At 72.7% G+C, this 20,487-nt stretch carries 17 protein-coding genes; 6 read left to right on the forward strand and 11 right to left on the reverse strand.

Features of this window, described 5'->3' with window-relative positions; translation table 11 throughout:
* Window positions 1-108 precede the first annotated feature (108 nt).
* Genes whiA through uvrC form a run of 4 tightly spaced genes read right to left on the reverse strand, consistent with a single transcriptional unit; the run spans window position 109 to window position 5,241 of the window.
* Window positions 109-1,098, reverse strand: coding sequence for a DNA-binding protein WhiA (gene whiA / locus CP969_RS10800; protein WP_016826777.1), 990 nt, complete (start codon window positions 1,096-1,098; stop codon window positions 109-111).
* A complete protein-coding gene (locus CP969_RS10805) occupies window positions 1,089-2,156 on the reverse strand; it encodes a gluconeogenesis factor YvcK family protein (protein ID WP_004989550.1) in 1,068 nt (355 codons plus the stop codon). The genes whiA and CP969_RS10805 overlap by 10 nt, the downstream gene beginning before the upstream one ends.
* On the reverse strand, window positions 2,153-3,157 hold the full coding sequence (gene rapZ, locus CP969_RS10810; RefSeq protein WP_004989547.1) for an RNase adapter RapZ: 1,005 nt from the start codon (window positions 3,155-3,157) through the stop codon (window positions 2,153-2,155). Before rapZ ends, CP969_RS10805 begins: the two co-directional genes overlap by 4 nt.
* Window positions 3,154-5,241: an excinuclease ABC subunit UvrC gene (uvrC, locus tag CP969_RS10815; RefSeq protein WP_016826776.1), complete on the reverse strand. Its 2,088-nt coding sequence runs from the start codon at window positions 5,239-5,241 to the stop codon at window positions 3,154-3,156. Before uvrC ends, rapZ begins: the two co-directional genes overlap by 4 nt.
* A gap of 151 nt (window positions 5,242-5,392) precedes the next feature.
* Here uvrC and CP969_RS33185 point away from each other — a divergent pair, with 151 nt between their 5' ends.
* On the forward strand, window positions 5,393-5,557 hold the full coding sequence (locus tag CP969_RS33185) for a hypothetical protein (RefSeq protein WP_016826775.1): 165 nt from the start codon (window positions 5,393-5,395) through the stop codon (window positions 5,555-5,557).
* Between the two features lie 277 nt (window positions 5,558-5,834).
* A complete protein-coding gene (locus tag CP969_RS10820) occupies window positions 5,835-6,782 on the forward strand; it encodes a hypothetical protein (RefSeq protein ID WP_016826774.1) in 948 nt (315 codons plus the stop codon).
* A gap of 42 nt (window positions 6,783-6,824) precedes the next feature.
* Here CP969_RS10820 and CP969_RS10825 read toward each other — a convergent pair whose 3' ends face one another.
* Window positions 6,825-7,244 carry a Rieske (2Fe-2S) protein gene (locus tag CP969_RS10825; RefSeq protein WP_016826773.1) on the reverse strand — a complete coding sequence of 140 codons (420 nt, stop codon included), beginning with the start codon at window positions 7,242-7,244 and terminating at the stop codon, window positions 6,825-6,827.
* 222 nt (window positions 7,245-7,466) lie between these two features.
* On the opposite strand from CP969_RS10825, the gene CP969_RS10830 reads away from it, so the two are divergent.
* Window positions 7,467-8,582 (forward strand): LacI family DNA-binding transcriptional regulator, encoded by a 1,116-nt coding sequence (locus tag CP969_RS10830; protein WP_016826772.1) that lies wholly within the window; start codon window positions 7,467-7,469, stop codon window positions 8,580-8,582.
* Window positions 8,579-9,487 carry a carbohydrate kinase family protein gene (locus CP969_RS10835; RefSeq protein WP_004989539.1) on the forward strand — a complete coding sequence of 303 codons (909 nt, stop codon included), beginning with the start codon at window positions 8,579-8,581 and terminating at the stop codon, window positions 9,485-9,487. The genes CP969_RS10830 and CP969_RS10835 overlap by 4 nt, the downstream gene beginning before the upstream one ends.
* Before the next feature lie 122 nt (window positions 9,488-9,609).
* Here CP969_RS10835 and uvrA read toward each other — a convergent pair whose 3' ends face one another.
* The gene (uvrA, locus tag CP969_RS10840; RefSeq protein ID WP_016826771.1) at window positions 9,610-12,636 is read right to left on the reverse strand and encodes an excinuclease ABC subunit UvrA; all 3,027 of its coding nucleotides are present in this window, start codon (window positions 12,634-12,636) and stop codon (window positions 9,610-9,612) included.
* A 223-nt stretch (window positions 12,637-12,859) separates the two neighbouring features.
* Here uvrA and CP969_RS10845 point away from each other — a divergent pair, with 223 nt between their 5' ends.
* Both CP969_RS10845 and CP969_RS10850 read left to right on the forward strand, forming a co-directional pair.
* Complete coding sequence (locus tag CP969_RS10845) at window positions 12,860-13,549, forward strand: maleylpyruvate isomerase family mycothiol-dependent enzyme (RefSeq protein WP_004989534.1); 690 nt, start codon at window positions 12,860-12,862, stop codon at window positions 13,547-13,549.
* Between the two features lie 70 nt (window positions 13,550-13,619).
* Window positions 13,620-14,276: an MBL fold metallo-hydrolase gene (locus tag CP969_RS10850; protein WP_004989528.1), complete on the forward strand. Its 657-nt coding sequence runs from the start codon at window positions 13,620-13,622 to the stop codon at window positions 14,274-14,276.
* Between the two features lie 21 nt (window positions 14,277-14,297).
* On the opposite strand, the gene aroQ is transcribed toward CP969_RS10850, so the two are convergent.
* From aroQ to CP969_RS10875, 5 genes are all read right to left on the reverse strand, one after another.
* A complete protein-coding gene (gene aroQ, locus CP969_RS10855) occupies window positions 14,298-14,771 on the reverse strand; it encodes a type II 3-dehydroquinate dehydratase (RefSeq protein WP_004989525.1) in 474 nt (157 codons plus the stop codon).
* 296 nt (window positions 14,772-15,067) lie between these two features.
* Window positions 15,068-16,180, reverse strand: a complete 1,113-nt coding sequence (locus CP969_RS10860; RefSeq protein WP_026085280.1) for a calcium:cation antiporter — start codon at window positions 16,178-16,180, stop codon at window positions 15,068-15,070.
* 334 nt (window positions 16,181-16,514) lie between these two features.
* A complete protein-coding gene (locus CP969_RS10865) occupies window positions 16,515-17,525 on the reverse strand; it encodes a TerC family protein (protein WP_026085279.1) in 1,011 nt (336 codons plus the stop codon).
* Between the two features lie 289 nt (window positions 17,526-17,814).
* The gene (locus CP969_RS10870; protein WP_016826768.1) at window positions 17,815-19,821 is read right to left on the reverse strand and encodes a TerD family protein; all 2,007 of its coding nucleotides are present in this window, start codon (window positions 19,819-19,821) and stop codon (window positions 17,815-17,817) included.
* Window positions 19,822-19,892: 71 nt separating this feature from the next.
* Window positions 19,893-20,471 (reverse strand): TerD family protein, encoded by a 579-nt coding sequence (locus tag CP969_RS10875; RefSeq protein ID WP_004989517.1) that lies wholly within the window; start codon window positions 20,469-20,471, stop codon window positions 19,893-19,895.
* Between the last annotated feature and the right edge of the window lie 16 nt (window positions 20,472-20,487).

Here is a 20,487-nt window from a genome sequence, read left to right on the forward strand (position 1 = left end):
ATGCCAGGCTCATGACACACGATGATCGAGTCAAGGGCGCCTCGGCGACACGCGAAGGCCGGTGCGGATCACCCGAGTGGGCGCCCGCACCGGCCTCCTGACGGGTCGTCAGCCGACGAGGTTGTCGGCGAGCTCCTCGCCGAGGTTGGCCTCCGTGCCCGGGATGCCGAGGTCGGCGGCGCGCTTGTCGGCCATGGCGAGCAGCCGGCGGATGCGTCCGGCCACGGCGTCCTTGGTCAGCGGCGGGTCGGCGAGCGCGCCCAGCTCCTCCAGGGAGGCCTGCTTGTGTTCCATGCGCAGCCGGCCGGCGGCGGCGAGGTGCTCGGGGACGTCCTCGCCGAGGATCTCCAGGGCGCGCTGCACCCGGGCACCGGCGGCGACGGCGGCGCGGGCGGAGCGGCGCAGATTGGCGTCGTCGAAGTTGGCCAGCCGGTTCGCCGTGGCCCGCACCTCGCGGCGCATCCGGCGCTCCTCCCAGGCCAGTACCGACTCGTGGGCGCCGAGCCGGGTGAGCAGGGCGCCGATCGCGTCGCCGTCGCGCACGACGACCCGGTCCACGCCGCGCACCTCACGCGCCTTGGCGCCGATCGACAGGCGGCGGGCGGCGCCGACCAGGGCGAGCGCGGCCTCGGGGCCGGGGCAGGTCACCTCCAGGGAGGAGGAGCGGCCCGGCTCGGTGAGCGAGCCGTGCGCCAGGAACGCCCCGCGCCAGGCCGCCTCGGCGTCGCAGGTGGCCCCCGAGACCACCTGCGGGGGCAGACCGCGGATCGGGCGGCCCCGGCCGTCCACCAGACCGGTCTGGCGGGCCAGCTGGTCGCCGCCCGCGACCACGCGCACGACGTAGCGCGAGCCGCGGCGCAGCCCGCCCGGAGCCATCACGATCAGTTCGGAGCTGTGGCCGAAGATCTCCAGGATGTCCCGCTTGAGCCGGCGGGCCGCCATCGCGGTGTCCAGCTCGGCCTCGATCACGATGCGCCCGCTCACCAGGTGGAGGCCGCCGGCGAACCGCAGGACGGCGGAGACCTCCGCCTTTCTGCAGCAGGTCCGGGTGACGGGAAGCCGGGAGATCTCGTCCTTCACCGCTGCCGTCATCGCCATGGGCCGATCCTTCCATGCATCCGAAAAATACGGTCGTACGCGGCGGCCAGCAGCTCCGGGTCGTGCCGGGGGCTTCCGTCGGGCCGGGCCACCGGCGCCAGTTCGACCGCGGCCCCGAACCGCTCGGCGGCGTCGGTCAGCAGGTCGCGGTCGGGCACGGCGGCCTCGTCGGCCAGCACCACGTCCAGGGCGAGTTTAGGGGCGTGTCGTCCCAAAACCTCCAAATGACGCTGCGGGGAGAAGCCCTCGGTTTCTCCCGGCTGCGGGGCGAGGTTCAAGGAGAGCACCCGGCGCGCCTTCGTCTGGAGGAGGGCGTCCAGCAGCTCGGGCACGAGCAGGTGCGGGATGACCGAGGAGAACCAGGATCCGGGGCCGAGCACCACCCAGTCCGCGTCGAGGACCGCCTCGACCGCCTCGGGGACGGCGGGCGGGTCGTTGGGCACGAGGTGCACGGACTGCACCTCGCCGGGGGTGAGGGCGACGGTCGCCTGCCCGCGGACGGTGTCCACGTCCTCCGGGCGCCGGGGGTCGTGCCCCAGGACGCGGGCCTGGAGCTCCAGCGGCACCGCGGACATGGGCAGCACCCGCCCGTGCGCGCCGAGCAGCCGGCCCACCAGGTCCAGGGCCTGGACGTGGTCGCCGAGCTGCTCCCACAGGGCGACGATCAGCAGGTTGCCGACCGCGTGCTCGTGCAGGTCGCCCTTGGACTGGAAGCGGTGCTGGATGACCCGGGCCCAGGTCTGGCCCCAGTCGTCGTCGCCGCACAGCGCGGCCAGCGCCTTGCGCAGGTCGCCGGGCGGCAGCACGCCCAGTTCGTCGCGCAGGCGCCCGCTGGAACCGCCGTCGTCGGCCACGGTGACGACGGCGGTGAGGTCGCCGGTGATCCGGCGCAGCGCGGCGAGCGAGGCGGACAGCCCCATGCCGCCGCCGAGCGCGACGACCTTGGGTTGGGTGCCCCGGCGGCGCGGTCTCGCGCCGCGGGTCTCGGCCGGCCGGCCGGCACGCCCCTCGGGGACCGCGCGCCGCAGCCGGCTCAGCCGCGGAGTACGTGGTGTCATTCCCGTCCCATGTCCCGGTGGACGACCACCGTCTCCACGCCCTCGGCGACGAGCCGGGCGGCGAGCTTCTCCGACATGGCGACCGAACGGTGCTTGCCGCCGGTGCAGCCGACGGCGACGGTCACGTAGCGCTTGCCCTCACGGCGGTAGCCCGCGGCGACCAGCCGCAGCAGCTCGGCGTACCGGTCGAGGAACTCCTTGGCGCCGGTCTGGTTGAGGACGTACGACGCCACCTCCTCGTTGAGGCCGGTGTACGGGCGCAGCTCCGGGACCCAGTGGGGGTTGGGCAGGAAGCGCATGTCCACGACCAGGTCGGCGTCGACCGGGAGGCCGTACTTGAAGCCGAAGGACATGACGGTGGCCCGCAGCTCGGGCTCCTCCTCGCCGGCGAACTGGGCGTCCATCTTGGCGCGCAGCTCGTGCACGTTCAGGCTGGAGGTGTCGATCACCAGGTCGGCGTCGCCGCGCAGCTCGCGCAGCAGTTCCCGCTCGGCGGCGATGCCGTCGACGATGCGGCCGTCGCCCTGGAGGGGGTGCGGGCGGCGCACGGACTCGAAGCGGCGCACCAGCGCCTCGTCGGAGGACTCCAGGAAAACGATCCGCCGGGTGACGCCCCGGGCGTCGAGGTCGGCCAGGGACTCGCGGAGGTTGTCGAAGAAGCGCCGGCCGCGGACGTCCACGACGACGGCGATCCGCGCCACGTTGCCCTGGGAGCGCGCGCCGAGCTCCACCATGGTGGGGATCAGCGCGGGCGGCAGGTTGTCGACGACGAACCAGCCGAGGTCCTCCAGACACTTCGCGGCCGTCGAGCGGCCGGCTCCGGACATGCCGGAGATGATCACCAGCTCGGGGATGGCCGCCTCGGGCGCCCCGGCCTTTTCCTTGCCCGTACTCACCTGTGCTCCGTCGTCCTGGCGTGTGCTCCGGGGGGTGCCACCCTCACCGGGTCCCTGCTGCGCCCGCTCCCGCTGGGTCGCGGGACCTGTCTCGTGCTCGCTCATGTCTCCTGCCCCCGTCGTCGGTCCGGGGCGCCCGCGGGCACGGGCTCCCCGGGAGAACCCGCGGTCCGGCCGGGTTCTTCCACGTCTTCCATGATCTCGCCCGTCGCCGTGTTCACGGCGGGGGCAGCGGGTGCCGCGGCGGCCAGGGCCGCGGCGACCGTCTCGGCCGTCTTACGACCTATGCCCGGAACCTCACAGATCTGCTCGATCGTCGCCGCTCGCAGCTTCCTGACCGACCCGAAATGCTTGATCAGGGCCTGCTTGCGGGTCTCGCCGAGGCCCGGCACGTCGTCCAGGGGACCGGAGCGGAAGCGCTGGGCGCGCTTGGTGCGCTGGTAGGTGATCGCGAAGCGGTGGGCCTCGTCACGGATCCGCTGGAGCAGGTAGAGGCCCTCGCTGGTGCGGGGCAGCACCACCGGGTCGTCGTCGCCCGGCAGCCACACCTCCTCCAGCCGCTTGGCGAGGCCGCAGACGGCGATGTCGTCGATGCCGAGCTCGTCCAGGGCCCGCCGGGCCGCCGCGACCTGCGGCGCACCGCCGTCGACGACGACGAGCTGGGGCGGGTAGGCGAAGCGCTTGGGGCGGCCGTCGTCCTCGGTGAGGGTGCTCGCCGGCGGTTCGGCGAGGCCGTCGGGGGCCGTGCCCTTGTCGCCGTCCTCCCCGTCGGTCCACTCCCCCGTCCGCTCCTTCTCGGCGAGGTAGCGCCGGAAGCGCCGGGTGACCACCTCGTGCATGGAGCGGACGTCGTCCTGCCCCGAGAAGCCCTTGATCTGGAAGCGGCGGTACTCGCTCTTGCGGGCCAGCCCGTCCTCGAAGACGACCATGGAGGCCACCACGTCGTCGCCCTGGAGGTGCGAGACGTCGTAGCACTCGATCCGCAGCGGGGCGCTGTCGAGGTCGAGGGCGTCGGCGATCTCCTCCAGCGCGCGCGAGCGCGTGGTCAGGTCGGAGGCGCGCTTGGTCTTGTGCAGGGCCAGCGCCTGCTGGGCGTTGCGCTGCACGGTCTCCATCAGGGCCTTCTTGTCCCCGCGCTGCGGGATCCGCAGGGAGACGCCCGAGCCGCGCCGCTCGGTGAGCCACTGCTGGACCGGTTCCGCGGGGTCGGGCAGGGCCGGGACCAGGACCTCCCGGGGGACGGTGTCGCCGCTCTCCTCGCCGTAGAGCTGCTGCAGGGCGTGCTCGACGAGGGCGCCGGTGGTGATCTCCTCCACCTTGTCGGTGACCCAGCCGCGCTGGCCGCGCACGCGTCCGCCGCGGACGTGGAAGATCTGGACGGCCGCCTCCAGCTCGTCCTCGGCGACCGCGACGAGGTCGGCGTCGGTCGCGTCGGCGAGGACGACCGCGTTCTTCTCCATGGCCTTCTTCAGGGCCTCGATGTCGTCGCGCAGGCGGGCCGCCCGCTCGTACTCCATCTCCTCGGCCGCCTGCGCCATCCGCTTCTCCAGGCGGCGCAGGTAGGTGCCCGTGCGGCCGGCCATGAAGTCGCAGAACTCCTCGGCGAGCCCCCGGTGGTCCTCGGCGGAGATCCGCTCCACGCAGGGCGCCGAGCACTTGCCGATGTAGCCGAGCAGGCAGGGGCGGCCGGTGCGGGCGGCGTTCTTGAACACGCCGGCCGAGCAGGTGCGCACCGGGAAGACGCGCAGCAGCAGGTCCACGGTGTCGCGGATCGCCCACGCGTGCGCGTACGGGCCGAAGTACTTCACGCCCTTCTTCTTGTGGCCGCGCATCACCTGCACGCGCGGGAACTCCTCGTTCATCGTCACCGCGAGGTACGGGTAGCTCTTGTCGTCGCGGTACTTGACGTTGAACCGGGGGTCGTACTCCTTGATCCAGGAGTACTCCAGCTGGAGCGCCTCGACCTCCGTGGACACCACCGTCCACTCCACGGACGCGGCCGTGGTGACCATGGAGCGGGTGCGCGGGTGGAGGTTCGCCAGGTCCTGGAAGTAGTTCGCCAGGCGCTGGCGCAGGCTCTTCGCCTTTCCGACGTAGATCACCCGGCGGTGCTCGTCGCGGAACCGGTAGACCCCCGGCGAGTCGGGGATCTCACCCGCTCTGGGGCGGTAGCTGGAGGGGTCGGCCATGTCTCACACCCTACTGTCGGGGGCCGACACTGCGGCGGGGCGCGGGGCCGGGCCGGTGGCCCGGGTGGGTTACCACCGGCCGGGAGCGGGAAGGTGGGGGGTCCGCCCCTCGGGTGAGCGGCGGACGGTCACGAGTCGGAGGGCTGGTCGGATGCGACGGACGCGGATCGAGAAACCACGACGGCCGGCCCGGGCCCGCCGGTACGCGGACGAGGCGCCCGCGCTCGTCGAGTCCCTCGACCCGCGCGATCCCGACATCGTGCGCGCCAAGCGGCTGCGCCTCCTCCAGGACCGGGAGGGGCCCGGCCGCGCGTAGAGCCGCCACGGCACTCCGGACGAAAACCGCATCCCGGTACGGACCCCAGGGGCCGTCCCGGCCCTCGGGCCGGTACGGCCCCTGGCAGGTGTGCGCCCCTGTGGGGCATCAGGTGTTGTCGGGACTTGGTCAACACGCTTCAATGCGGGGGAACTCGGGGCCCTGAACGGCGGCGTACGGATGTGCGGACTCCGCCGTGCCGACGGGGGCGGGCCCCGGAGTGCCCCGTGCGAACGGTCTGACCAGCCGTTGTGGACATTCACAGAAAGGCCCCTGCATGCCGCACGCCACACAGCACGCGGACGTCGCCACCGCGGAACTGGACTCGGCCCTGCGCGGCGGCCCCTTCCACGTCGCCCTGAGGGCCGCGATCGCCGCGCGCGGACTGCCGCTGCAGCGGGTCCAGCACCATCTGTCCCGCTACGGCGTGCGGGTCGGCGTCACGAGCCTGAGCTACTGGCAGCAGGGCGCCCGCCGCCCGCAGCGCCCGGAGTCGCTGCGGGCCGTGCGGGCGCTGGAGGAGATCCTGCAGCTGCCGGAGGAGTCACTGATCCGGCTGCTCGCCGAGGCGGACGAACGGCCGGCAAACCGGCGCTCCGCGGCCCGGTCCTACCGCTCCCTGATCGAGGCCTCGGGCGTCCTCGAGCGGCTGCTGGCCGAGCTCGGCGCGCACCGGGAGGGCGGGCTGCACACCCTGGGGCACCACGAGCGGGTCCGGATCGGCGCACGCCGCGAGCTGGCGGAGCGCGAGTCGCACCACATCGTGCGCGCGCACCGGGACGGCGTCGACCGTTTCATCGCCGTCCACCGCGGCGACCCGGGCTCCGCGCCGGACCGGATGACCGTGCACGCCCTGGAGAACTGCCGCACCGGACGCGTACGCCGGCACCAGGACACCGGCGTGCTCGCGGCCGAGCTGCTCTTCGACACCAGGCTGCGGACCGGGGACACCTTCCTCTTCCGCTACGCCGTCGAGGACGGCACGGCCGGGGTCTCGCGCGAGTACGTGCACGGGACGGACTCCCCGGGGGGCCAGTACGCGCTCCAGGTGTGCTTCACCGCCGGGGCGCTCCCGGCGCGCTGCCACCGGTTCGCCCAGCACTCCGCCGCGGCCCCGCGCGGCGGCCGTCAGGAACTGGCGTTCAGCGGCCGGCACCGCTCGGTGCACCTGGTGGAACCGCGCGTGCGGTCGGGATACGTGGGGATCGCCTGGGACTGGGAGTGACCGCGGGGCGGGACGGCGGGCGCCGCCCGGCCCGCGTCCCGGTCACTCCTGCGGCCTGGCGACCATCGTGCCGTTCCGCACCTCGACGGTCAGCGGCTTCAGGGGGGCCACGGCGGGCTCGCGCAGTGCCTTGCCGGTGGTGGCGTCGAACTCGCTGCCGTGGCAGGGGCAGGTCAGTTTCGTCCCCTCCAGCTTGTTGACGGGGCACCCCGCGTGCGTGCAGAGGGAGCTGTAGGCCTTGACGGTGCCGTCCTCGCCCCGGCTGACCACGACCTTGTGGTCCTGGTACAGCTTCGCGCCGCCCTCGGCCACCTCGCTCTCGGGGCCGAGCTCGACGGGCCCGGTCAGTCCCAGGGGGGCGTCCTCGACCTTTCCGCAGGCGGTGAGCCCCAGTCCGGCGACGGGGGTGAGAGCCACGCCTCGCAGAACGGTGCGGCGGCTCGCGGCGGGTCGGGCGGACATACGGTGCTCCACGGGTCGAACGGCAGTACCCCGGGACGATACCCGGGGCGGTCGTGGCGGCCGAGGGCGGGTGCCCGCGCCCACGGTGCGCGCGGGCACGCGTGCACCGGCTTGCGCGAGCGTGCGCGTAAACGCTTGCGCAAGCGTTTACGCGCGCCGCCGGATGGGATATCTTCCCGACTCGGAAGCGACGCGCGCGGGGCGCCGGAGGGGGAGCACACGATGGCGACGATGGCGGACGTGGCACGGAGCGCCGGTGTCTCGGTCGCGACCGTCTCGCACGTCCTGAACGGCACCCGGCCGGTGCTCCCGCACACCCGCCGGGCGGTGCTGGACGCCGTCGAGGAACTCGGCTACACCCCGAACACCCTGGCCCGCTCCCTGGTGACCTCCCGCACCCGGTCGATCGGGCTGGCGGTGTCGGCGATCAGCAACCCGTACTTCACCGAGATCCTCCAGGGCGTCGAGGCCAAGGCCCTGGAGCACGGTTACAGCCTGCTCATCGCCGACCCGCACGACGATCCGGAGCACGAGCGCAAGGTCGTCCAGCTGCTGCACGAGCGCCGGGTGGAAGGCGTGATCGCCGCGCCCTCCGCGCAGCCGGCCGGGCTCCTCGCCTACCTCGGGCGGCACCGGGTGCTGGCCGTGTTCCTGGACCGGGTGGTCGACGACCCGGAGGACGGGGACGCGCGCTTCGACCAGGTCTGCGCCGAGAACACCGGTCCGACGGCCCGGCTGGTCACCCACCTCGCCGAGCTCGGCCACCGCAGGATCGCCCTGGTCGCCGGGCTGCCGGGGCTCAGTACCACCGCCGAGCGGATCGCCGGGTACCGGCACGGTCTGGCGGCCGCCGGGCTGCCGTACGACGAGCGGCTCCTGGCGCACGGCGACTCCGCGTCGGCCGGTGCCGAACGGGCCACCGCCGCCCTGCTGTCCCTCGAACCGCGTCCCACCGCGCTGGTCACCGCCAACAACACCATGACGATCGGCGCGCTGCGTGCCCTGCGGGCGCACGGGTTGTCCGTGCCCGAGGACATCGCGCTGTGCTGTTTCGACGACTTCGCCTGGGCGGACCTGTTCTCGCCCCGGCTCACCGCGATCGCCCAGCCCAGCAGGGACATCGGCGCCCGTGCCGTCCAGGTGCTCCTGGACCGCCTCGCCGCGCCGGAGCGGCCCGCGCGGACGGTACGGCTCCCGTGCGCCTTCGTGCACCGCACCTCCTGCGGCTGCCCGGACCTGCCGGAGTCCGGGCACGCCGACCCCCGCCGCACGTCCCGGCGGTCCGTGCAGCCCGCACAGCCCGTGCAGCCCGTGCAGCCCGAAAGGAACCCCTCGTGATCGTCGTGGCCGGTGAGGCACTGATCGACCTGGTACCGCAGAGCGCCGGCGCGCTCGCGGCGCTGACGCCGGCGCTCGGCGGCGGCCCCTTCAACACGGCGGTGGCGCTCGGACGCCTCGGCTCCCCCGCCGCCTTCTGCTCCCGGGTCTCCCGCGACGCCTTCGGCGAGGCGCTGCTGGACCGGCTGCGGGAGACCGGGGTGGACGTGTCGTCGGTGCAGCGCGGGGACGAGCCGACGACGCTCGCCGTCGCCACGGTCGGCGCGGACGGCTCGGCGGCGTACACCTTCTACGTGGAGGGGACCGCGGACCGGCTGTTCACGGCGCCCCGGGCGTTGCCGGCCGGCACCCGTGCGGTGTCCTTCGGGACCTGTTCGCTCGTCCTCGAACCGGGTGCGAGCGCCTACGAGGAACTGCTGCGCACCGCGTCCGCCCGGGGTGTGTTCACCGCGCTGGACCCCAACGTCCGTCCGGGACTCATCCCCGACCCCGACGCCTACCGGGCCCGGTTCGAGAGCTGGCTGCCGTCGGTGTCGCTGCTGAAGCTGTCGGCGGAGGACGCCGAGTGGCTCGGCGGGTCCCCCCGGACGTGGGCGGCCGCCGGTCCGGCGGCGGTCGTGGTCACCCGGGGCGGCGACGGGCTGACCGTGTTCACCCGCGGGGGCGGCGAGTACTCCGTGCCGGGCGAGCGGGTCGAGGTGGTGGACACCATCGGCGCCGGTGACACGGTGAACGCGGCCCTGCTGCACGGCCTCGCGGCCCGGGACGCGCTCAGTGACACGGGCGTGGCCGCCCTGGACGCCGACGGCTGGGCGGGGCTGCTCGGCTTCGCGGCGCGCGCGGCGGCGGTCACCTGCTCACGCGCGGGCGCGGAACCTCCGTACGCCCACGAGCTGGCCGGCTGAACCCGCCGCGGCGGGCACGGGACCGGCCGGTCCCGTGCCCGCCGCGGGAGCCGTACTACGGCACGTCGTGTCCCCACGGGCAGTCCCGTGGGGACACGACGGCGTGCGGGAGTCCGGCCGGGTCAGTCCCCGGCCGTCCGCGTCGCCTTCTTCTTCGCGGCGGCCGTCGCCCTGCCGCTCCCGGCCGTCTTCCCGGTGGCGGTGCCGTCGACCGCCTTGGTGGCGGTCCTCCGGGTGGTGGACCGGGCGGCGACCGTCTTCTTCGCCGCCTTGCGCGGGGCCGGCACCTGGGTGGCGTCGCTGATCCTCTCCGGGCCCAGGATCTCCCGCAGGAACTTGCCGGTGTGGCTGGTCGAAACGCTCGCGACCTGCTCGGGCGTGCCCTCCGCGACGACCAGGCCGCCGCCGGAACCGCCCTCGGGACCCATGTCGACGACCCAGTCGGCGGTCTTGATCACGTCGAGGTTGTGCTCGATGACGATGACCGTGTTGCCCTTGTCGACCAGGCCCGACAGGACCTTCAGCAGCTTGCTGATGTCCTCGAAGTGCAGTCCGGTGGTCGGCTCGTCCAGGACGTAGACCGTGCGGCCGGTGGAGCGCTTCTGCAGCTCGCTGGCGAGCTTCACGCGCTGCGCCTCACCGCCGGACAGGGTGGTCGCGGACTGGCCGAGCCGGACGTAGCCGAGCCCGACGTCGTTGAGCGTCCTCAGGTGACGGGAGATCGCCGGAACGGCCTCGAAGAAGTGCAGGGCCTCCTCGATCGGCATGTTCAGCACGTCGGCGATGGACTTGCCCTTGTAGTGGACCTCCAGGGTCTCCCGGTTGTAGCGGGCGCCGTGGCAGACCTCGCACGGGACGTACACGTCCGGGAGGAAGTTCATCTCGATCTTGATGGTGCCGTCGCCCGAGCAGTTCTCGCAGCGTCCGCCCTTGACGTTGAAGGAGAAGCGGCCGGGCATGTACCCGCGGACCTTCGCCTCGGTGGTCTCGGCGAACAGCTTGCGGACGTGGTCGAAGACACCGGTGTACGTGGCCGGGTTGGAGCGCGGGGTGCGGCCGATGGGCGACTGGTCGACGTGGACGACCTTGTCGACGAGGTCGTCGCCCTCCACGCGCGTGTGCCGGCCGGGGACGCTGCGGGCGCCGTTCAGCTCGCGGGCCAGGTGGGTGTACAGGATGTCGTTGACCAGCGTGGACTTGCCGGAGCCGGAGACGCCGGTGACCGCGGTGAACACGCCCAGCGGGAAGGACACGTCGATGTCCTGGAGGTTGTTCTCGCGGGCGCCGTGCACCGTGAGCCGGCGCGACGGGTCGTGCGGGCGGCGGTCGTCGGGCAGCGGGATGGACTTCCTGCCGGACAGGTACTGGCCGGTCTGCGACTCGGTGTTGGCGAGCAGTTCCTTGTAGGAGCCGCTGTGCACGACCTTGCCGCCGTGCTCGCCGGCGCCGGGGCCGATGTCGACGACCCAGTCGGCGGTCTTGATGGTGTCCTCGTCGTGCTCGACGACGATGAGCGTGTTGCCCATGTCGCGCAGCCGGACCAGGGTCTCGATCAGCCGGTGGTTGTCCCGCTGGTGCAGGCCGATGGACGGCTCGTCGAGGACGTAGAGCACGCCGACGAGTCCGGAGCCGATCTGGGTGGCCAGGCGGATGCGCTGGGCCTCGCCGCCGGAGAGCGTGCCCGCCGCGCGGTTGAGCGAGAGGTAGTCCAGGCCGACGTCGACCAGGAAGCGCAGCCGCTCGTTGACCTCCTTGAGCACGCGCTCGGCGATCTTCTTGTCGCGGGCGGTGAGCTTCAGCTCGCCCAGGAAGTCCGCGCAGTCGCTGATGGACATCGCGGAGACCTCGGCGATGGACCTGCCCATGACCGTGACGGCGAGGACGACCGGCTTGAGGCGGGTGCCCTCGCAGGCGGGGCAGGGCACCTCGCGCATGTACCCCTCGAAGCGCTCGCGGCTGGCGTCGCTCTCGGCCTCGCTGTGCCGGCGCTTGACGAAGGGGACGGCGCCCTCGAAGGCCGTGGTGTACCGGCGCTCGCGGCCGTAGCGGTTGCGGTAGCGGACCTCGACCTGGGTCTTGTGGCCGTACAGCAGCGCCTTCCTGGCGCGCTGCGGCAGGCCACCGAAGGGGATGTCGGTGCGGAAGCCCAGCGCGTCCGCGAGGGCACCGATCAGACGGTCGAAGTAGTCCTTGGTGTGGCCGTGCGACCAGGGGTGGATGGCGCCCTCGTCGAGGCTCTTGTCCGGGTCGGGGACGACCAGCTCCGGATCGACCTCCATCCGCGTGCCGATGCCGGTGCACTCGGGGCAGGCGCCGAAGGGCGAGTTGAAGGAGAAGGAGCGGGGCTCCAGCTCCTCGAAGGACAGGTCGTCGTACGGGCAGTACAGGTGCTCGGAGTACATGCGCTCGCGCTCGGGGTCGTCCTCGGGGAGGTCGACGAAGTCGAGCACGACCATGCCGCCGGACAGGCCGAGGGCGGTCTCCACGGAGTCGGTGAGGCGGCGCTTGGCGCCGTCCTTCACCGTGAGGCGGTCGACGACCACCTCGATGGTGTGCTTCTCCTGCTTCTTCAGCGTGGGCGGGCTGGAGAGCTGGACGGTCTCGCCGTCCACCCGCGCGCGGGAGTAGCCCTTGGTCTGGAGGTCGGCGAAGAGGTCGAGGAACTCCCCCTTGCGCTCGCGCACCAGCGGGGAGAGCACCTGGAAGCGGCTGCCCTCCGGCAGCTCCAGGACCCTGTCGACGATGGCCTGCGGCGACTGGCGGGAGATCGGCCGGCCGCACTCGGGGCAGTGCGGCTTGCCGATGCGCGCGAAGAGCAGACGCAGGTAGTCGTAGACCTCGGTGATGGTGCCGACCGTGGAGCGCGGGTTGCGCGAGGTCGACTTCTGGTCGATGGAGACCGCCGGGGACAGGCCCTCGATGAAGTCGACGTCCGGCTTGTCCATCTGGCCGAGGAACTGCCGGGCGTACGAGGAGAGCGACTCCACGTAGCGCCGCTGCCCCTCGGCGAAGATCGTGTCGAACGCGAGCGAGGACTTGCCCGACCCCGACAGGCCCGTGAAGACGATGAGCGAGTCGCGCGGGAGGTCGAGCGAGACGTTCTTGAGGTTGTGCTCGCGCGCTCCACGGACGATGAGACGGTCGGCCACGCCGGTCCGCACCTTTCTTGAGAGAAGTGACAGGGGCGGGGCCCCCGTACTTTTCCAGACTAGGGGGAGCCACTGACAACGCCGGTCGGATTCACAGGTTGAGAACACATCCCGGCCTTCCAGCATGCCCGACGCCGCCCACGACCTTATAGCACGTGCATTCGATTTACGGCGCTGCTTCGCCCCCTTCACCCGAAGGTGTGGCGCGGCTAGGGTCGGCGCCATGAACGATCACGCTCATGACCTGGCGTCTGTGCAGGCCGCGACCGAGCGGCTGCTCACCGCGGTCGGCGCACTGGACAACGCGGCTGTGACCCATTCGTCACGGCTGCCCGGCTGGACCCGCGGTCACGTGCTGGCCCACCTCGCCCGCAACGCGGACGCCCTGGTGAACGTCCTCGAGGGGCGCCCCATGTACGTCTCCGGCGAGGCCCGGGAGGCCGACATCGAGCGGGGTGCCCCGCGCCCCCTCGACGCGCACCTCGCCGATGTGCGGGAGAGCGCGGAGCGCTTCCGGGCGGTGTGTGCCGCGCCCGCGGACTGGTCGCGCACGGTGGAACTGCGCAACGGGGTCACGGACCGGGCGGTCGGGGTGCTGTTCCGGCGCTGGGCCGAGGTGGAGCTGCACCACGTGGACCTCGGCATCGGCCGCGAACTGGAGGACCTGCCGGCGGAGTTCACGGAACGGGAGATCGGCTTCCTGGCGCAGCGGTTCACCGGGCACCGGGACGTGCCCGCGACGGACCTGACCGCCGACGACGGCCGTTCCTGGAGGACCGGGGGCGGAGCCGGGGGCGGCCCGGTCGTGGTCGAGGGCGCGGCCGCCGACCTGCTCGGCTGGCTCGCCGGGCGCCGTGACGGCTCCGGGCTGAGGGTGAAGGGCGGCGCGCTTCCGGCGCTCCCGCCGCTGTAGCGGGGGGCGGCGACGCTCCCCCGCCGCACCGGGGACGACCGCGCGGGGTCGCCGCTATAGGCTGACGGCCATGACGTACAGCGGTCGGGTGACGGTCGGCGGTCCGGCCGACGTGCACGAACTCAAGGACCTGATGATCACCAAGGTCGCGGTCGGTCCCATGAACAACAACGCCTACCTGCTGCGGTGCCGGGCCACCGACGAGCAGTTGCTGATCGACGCGGCCGACGACGCCCACACCCTGCTGGGCACGATCGGTGACGACGGCCTCGCGTCCGTCGTCACCACCCACCGGCACGGCGACCACTGGCAGGCGCTGGCCGAGGTGGTGGCCGCCACCGGCGCCCGCACCCACGCCGGCCGGTACGACGCCGAGGGCATCCCGGTGCCGACCGACGTCCTGGTCGACGACGGCGACACCCTCCGCGTGGGGCGGGTGGAACTCACCGCCCGCCACCTGGTCGGGCACACGCCCGGATCGATCGCCCTGGTCTACGACGATCCGCACGGGCATCCGCACGTGTTCACCGGGGACTGCCTGTTCCCGGGCGGTGTGGGCAACACCCGCAAGGACCCGGAGGCGTTCGCCAGCCTGATCCACGACGTCGAGACCAAGATCTTCGACGTGCTCCCCGACGAGACCTGGGTCTACCCCGGCCACGGCAACGACACCACGCTGGGCGCGGAGCGCCCGCACCTGCCGGAGTGGCACGCGCGCGGGTGGTGAGCGGGTGGTGGGCGGCGGGGCTCACGCCCCGGCCGCTCCCGCGCCGGCCAGGGCCGCGATCCGCTCCACCGCGAACACGTACCCCTGCACCCCGCATCCCGCGATGACGCCGTCGGCGCGCAGGGAGACGTAGGAGTGGTGCCGGAAGGACTCGCGCCGGTGGATGTTGGAGATGTGGACCTCCACCACGGGCAGGCCGTCACAGGCGTTGAGGGCGTCCAGGATCGCGACGGAGGTGTGCGAGTACGCGCCGGGGTTGATGACGATCCCGCAGTGGTTCAGCCGCGCCTCGTGGATCCAGTCCACCAGCCGGCCCTCGTGGTTGGACTGCCGCAGGTCCACCGTGCCGTTGTGGGCGGCCGCCGCCTTGGCGCACATCGCCTCCACGTCGGCGAGCGTGTCGGAGCCGTAGATCTCCGGCTGGCGCTGTCCGAGCAGGTTCAGGTTGGGGCCGTTGAGGATCATGATCGGGGCGGTGGCCAGGTTGCGGGGCACGGTTCCTCCGGTCCGTTCGGGAGTGGGGCGGTCCCCGCCGGGACCGCTGCTGGCACCCGGTCTATCACGGTGCGCCGGACGGCTGCCCGGCCCCGGCCTCGCACCCTGCGGAACGTGCGTGGACCTGGGCACGCCGTTCCGCAGCCGGTGATCCCCCGCGGCGGCCCGGTCCGGGTGGGCGGTCCCGCCCGGCGCGGCACCGTCGCCCGCTGGGGCGTCGCGTACGGGAAACCGCCCGGTCCCCGGGCGAGCCGCCGTGTGCGGTTCGCCCGGGGACCGGCGGTGCGCCTTCCGCGCTACGGGTTGATCGCCAGCTCCAGATAGGCCGCGAGCAGCACCAGGTGCACCCCGCCCTGGAGCGGTGTGGCCCGTCCGGGGACCACGGTCAGCGCGCTCACCAGCACGGTCAGGAGGAGCAGCACCATGTGGGTGCTGCTCAGGCCGAGGATGAGCGGACCGGTGAGCCAGAGGGAGGCCAGCGCCACCGCGGGAATGGTCAGGCCAATGCTCGCCATCGCCGAGCCGAGCGCGAGGTTCATGCTGATCTGGACCTGGTCGCGCCGAGCGGCGCGCACCGCGGCGATGGTCTCGGGGAGGAGCACCAGCAGGGCGATGATCACACCGACGATGGCGTGGGGCAGACCGGCCGTGTCCACCGCGGACTCGATGGCGGGTGAGACTCCTTTGGCAAGGCCGACCACACCGATCAGGGCCAGGCCCAGCAGCCCCAGGCTGATCAGCGCGGTGCGCGCGGACGGCGCTTCGGCGTGCTCCTCGACGGGCCCCGCGGAGGTGTCCCCCTTCTCCTGCCGGGGGACGGGCAGGAAGTAGTCGCGGTGCCGCACGGTCTGGGTCGCCACGAACAAGCCGTAGAGGACCAGGGAGATCACCGCCGCGAACGTGAGCTGCACGGAGGAGAACTCCGGGCCCGGCTTGCTCGTGGTGAACGTCGGCAGCACGAGGCTGAGGGTCGCCAGTGTCGCGACCGTGGCGAGGGCCGAACCGCTTCCTTCCGAGTTGAAGACGGCGGTGCCGTGGCGCAGCGAGCCGACCAGGAGGCTCAGTCCGAGGATGCCGTTGCAGGTGATCATCACGGCCGCGAACACGGTGTCCCTGGCGAGCGTCGCGCTCTTGTCCCCGCCGTCCATCATGAGGGTCACGATCAGCGCCACCTCGATGACGGTGACGGCGACCGCGAGGACCAGGGAGCCGAAGGGTTCACCGACCCGGTGGGCGACCACTTCCGCGTGGTGCACGGCTGCCAGCACGGCCCCCGCGAGGACCAGGGTGGCCACCGCGACGATCCCTCCGGGCAGCTCGCGTCCCCAGGTGAAGACCAGCAGGATCACCGCGAGCGGCGGCACCAGGGTCGTCCACTGGGTCGCGAACGGTCTCATCCGAGCGATCACGGGGCGACCGCCCCGGCCCCCAGCGGGCGGTGCACCGTGCCGGAGACTCCTTTCGACCACCGGTGGACCGGGGCGGGTGTCATGACTGTCACCGTCGCACGGGGTGTCCGTGCGCTCCGCCGTCCTGATCGCCTCGGGGTCATCATGGTCACGTATGGCCTCCTCGTACGAGTTCGTTGCGATGGGCGCCGACCGTTCGGCGCGGATGTGGGCATGGGTCGGTGGCGTGTTCGTGCAACGACACGCCACCGACCCATGCGGACAGCGGGAATGAGGGACTGCTATGCGCTCTCTCCGTTCCCGGTAGGGGCGGTTGTTCCGTGCGGAGGACGGATCAGGCGTCGACCTCGTCCTTCACGGGATCGTCTCCCCGGCCTCCCCGGTCCTCTGCGGCTTCGGCCTCCGCCAGCTTGCGGGAGGCCCGCAGGCTGGTGATCGTGGTGACGACCAGGACCCCGCAGATCACGCCCAGCGAGACCGGAATGCTGATCTCGGGAACGTGTACCCCCGACTCGTGCAGGGCGTGCAGCACCAGCTTCACGCCGATGAAGCCGAGGATGATCGACAGACCGTAGGAGAGGTGGACCAGCTTCTTCAGCAGGCCGCCGATGAGGAAGTACAGCTGCCGCAGGCCCATCAGGGCGAACGCGTTCGCGGTGAACACGATGTACGGGTCCTGGGTCAGGCCGAAGATCGCGGGGATCGAGTCGAGCGCGAACAGGACGTCGGTGGTACCGATGGCGAGCATCACGACCAGCATCGGGGTCATGACCCGCTTGCCGTTCTGCTCGATCCACAGCTTGGTGCCGTGGTACCGGTCGGCCACGCCGAAGCGGCGCTCGGCGGCCTTGAGGAGCTTGTTCTCCTCGAACTCCTCTTCCTCCTCGTCGGCCCGGGCCTCCTGGATGAGCTTCCAGGCGGTCCAGATCAGGAAGGCACCGAAGATGTAGAACACCCACGAGAAGCTGGCGATGATCGCGGCGCCCGCGGCGATGAAGACGGCGCGCAGCACCAGGGCGATGAGGACACCGACCAGCAGGACACGCTGCTGGTACTGCGACGGCACCGCGAACTTCGCCATGATCAGGACGAAGACGAAGAGGTTGTCGACGCTCAGCGACTTCTCGGTGATGAAGCCGGCGAAGAACTCACCGGCGGGCTGGCCGCCGCCGAAGACCAGCAGGCCGAGCCCGAAGAGCACGGCCAGGGCGATCCAGACGATCGTCCAGATACCGGCTTCCTTGACGGATACGTCATGCGGTTTGCGGCCGATGAAGAAGTCGACCGAGATCAGGGCGGCGAGGCCCACGATCGTCAGGACCCACAGGGTCATGGAAACATCCACTGCGCCTCCGGCAGATACGTCACACGGCAAAAGTCAGCGTCGTCGCTGCCGGAGGTCTCTTCCACCCGGACCCGGGCGCTGGACAGCGCCGGACAGGCCCATGGGCCGACGCCCCGGGATCTGGCCTGATCCGTATTGACGGGGTCGCCGCACAGACAGGGAGTACTCCCCTCCGTACGAGAAACAGTACCCCCATCACCAAGTGATGGTAAAGAGCTAGATAAACGACGGTATAGAGGCGCAGGTCACAGTTGCTCTGCCGAGGGCCCGGCGCAGGGGCGCGGGGCCCTCACCGGTTCCACGCGCGGCGGGCGGCGGCGACCTGGGTGAGCACCTGGTGGAGGACCTGGCTGCCGGGCGGCACCAGCGGGGGCTCGTACGTCCAGGCGTGTCCGACCCACGGGTCGGCCAGGTGGTCGTCGGCCACCGGGGTCAGCCGCAGCAGCGAACGCCACAGCGGATCGAGCAGCGGGCCGTAGCCGGCGGACTCCTCGCGGTCGGCGACCATCATCAGGTGCACGCCGACGGACGGGCCCTCGTCGGCGAGGTAGCGCAGCTGGTTGACGGCCCGGTCGTCGAAGCCGTGCGGGAAGTCGTTGACGATCAGCAGCTGCTGGGAGGTGTCGAAGCCGGGGGGCAGCGCGTCCGGTGCGCCCCCGCGCAGCGCCATCTGCACCAGGTCGACCCGCTGGGTGAGCCGGCCCAGGACGTCCGCCACGCCCGCGGCGCCCAGGGCGGGCGGGGCCGCGAGCACACCGGTCCGCGTCAGCGGCGCCAGCGCCCGCGCGCCGGATCCGGCGGGGTCGATGACGTGCACGGTGAACTCACCGGCCGGGTAGGCGGCGAGCAGCCGGGCCGCGTGGGCCACCGCCGTCTCCACGGCGAGGTGCCGCACGTCGTGGGAGTCGGTGAACGATCCGTCGGGCGAGCCGGTCCGTCCGCTGTCGATCCACAGCCCGCGCTCCAGGGGCAGCCGGAGCAGCATGGGGATGCGGAGCCGGTCGGCCTCGGGAAGGCTGAGGTCGCCCAGGCGCAGCGCCATGGGTATCTCCATGGGCACCCGGTAGGCGTGCCAGACGGGGTTGTCCCAGCGCGCGAAGGCCGGGGGCAGTGCGGGTTCGACGACCTCGGCCTCGGCGACGAGCTGGGCGAGGTCCCGGTCGAGGACCTCCCGCGCCTGGTCGACGAGCCGGCCGTGCCGGGCGCGGGCCGCCTCGCGCGCGGCGTCGCCCTGGCCGCCGATCCGGCTGCGCGGGTCGGACAGGGCCTGCTCGAGCTCCTTGTCCATGCGCGACTCGGCGAAGTCGACGGCGCTGCGGTAGGCGGCGGTGGTGCGGGCCAGGTCCTCGAACATGCCCCAGACCTGGTTGTAGAGCCGCTCCTCCATGGACCAGCCGGTGGCGTCCCCCGCGACGGGCTGCGCGGGCTGCCCGGGCGGGGCCGGCGGGGCGGTCGGCGGGGGCGGCGGCGGAGCGGAGGTCCGCCGCCGGGGGTGGCTGTAGTCGATCGGGCCGCCGGTGGCCGGGGCCGGCTCCGCCGCGCCGGCTCCCCCGTACGCCGGCTGGGGGCCGTCCTGACCCGGCAGGCCGGTCGGCTGCCCGCCGTACGCGGGCGGAGCGGGGTCCGGGGTGCTCCGGGGAGCGGTGCCGCCCTGGTCCGGGCCGACGGCCGGTGCGGCGGCCTGGCGGGAGCGGTCGCCGCCGGACGGGCGGGACGGGGGTGCCTGCACGGAGCGGGCGAGGCCCTGCGCGACCGCCTCGCCGATGCCGGCCGCGAGCTGCCCGGCCTGGGGCAGGCCCTGGTCGGTGAGGAGTTCGGCCAGGCCGCCGGCGTACCCCTGGCCGACGGCGCGCACCTTCCAGGCGCCCTGCCTCCGGTAGAGCTCCAGGGCGATGACGGCCGACTCGGTCTCCAGGCCGGTGATGGTGTAGCTGGCGACCTCGGTGCCGTCCAGGCCGGTGACGGCGACGAAGGGGGCCGCCACGGCGCCGAACCGGGTGGGCCCCGGGCCGCCGCCCGCGGCGGGCAGGGCGAGCAGCACGCTGACCCGGTGGACCGCGTCCGTCATGGCGTCCAGGTCCACCGCGAGACGGTGGTCGGCGGCCGCCTGCCGCGGTACCTCCAGACCGGGCTGGGTGGGGGCGCCCGGATGGGCCACCCACTGCGTCCCGTGGATCCGGCCGTTCTCGTCGCCGAGTGCGGCCGCGGCCACGATCGGCGTGCCGGCCGAGATCCGGATCTCCAGACGGGACTGGGAGAGCGGGTGGTTCTGCCCCCGCACCAGCTCGGCCGTCATCGCCTTCGTCCCCCCGTGTCGCGTGTGATGGGTGCGTGTGCCGCCCGCCGGCCGCCTCGGCCCCGCGGCGCCTAGAGAACCGGCAGGATCGCCGGCATCAGGTCCTGGAAGGTGCGGCCGTTGGCCGGGTTGCCGAGGGCCGTCATCGTCCAGCCCGAGCCCGCGCGGTGCACCTTCGCCATGATCTGGGCCGTGTAGGCGCCGCCGCCGGCCAGCGTGTAGCGGGCGAGCTCCTGGCCGTTGGTCTCGTCGACGAGGCGGCAGAAGGCGTTCTGCACCTCCTGGAAGGTCTGGCCGGTGAAGGAGTTCACGGTGAAGACGATCTGGTCGATGTGGACCGGGACGCGCGACAGGTCGACGAGGATGGCCTCGTCGTCGCCGCCCTGGCCGACACCGCCGACGAGGTTGTCACCGGTGTGCCGCACGGAGCCGTCGTCGCTCACCAGGTGGCGGAAGAAGACGACGTCGACCGGCTGCTTGTCCGCGAACAGGACGGCGGAGGCGTCCAGGTCGATCTCCCGGGTGCGCGAGCCGAACAGGCCGCGACGGGGAGCCGCCTGCCAGCCGAGACCCATGCGGACCGCGGTCAGACTGCCGCCGTCGTCCTTCTGAAGGCTGATGGCCTGACCCTTGGTCATGTTGACGGTCACGCGCTGATTCCCCTCT

Origin of the sequence: Streptomyces viridosporus T7A (genome assembly GCF_008704515.1) — a bacterium.
Classification (GTDB): Bacteria; Actinomycetota; Actinomycetes; order Streptomycetales; family Streptomycetaceae; genus Streptomyces; species Streptomyces viridosporus.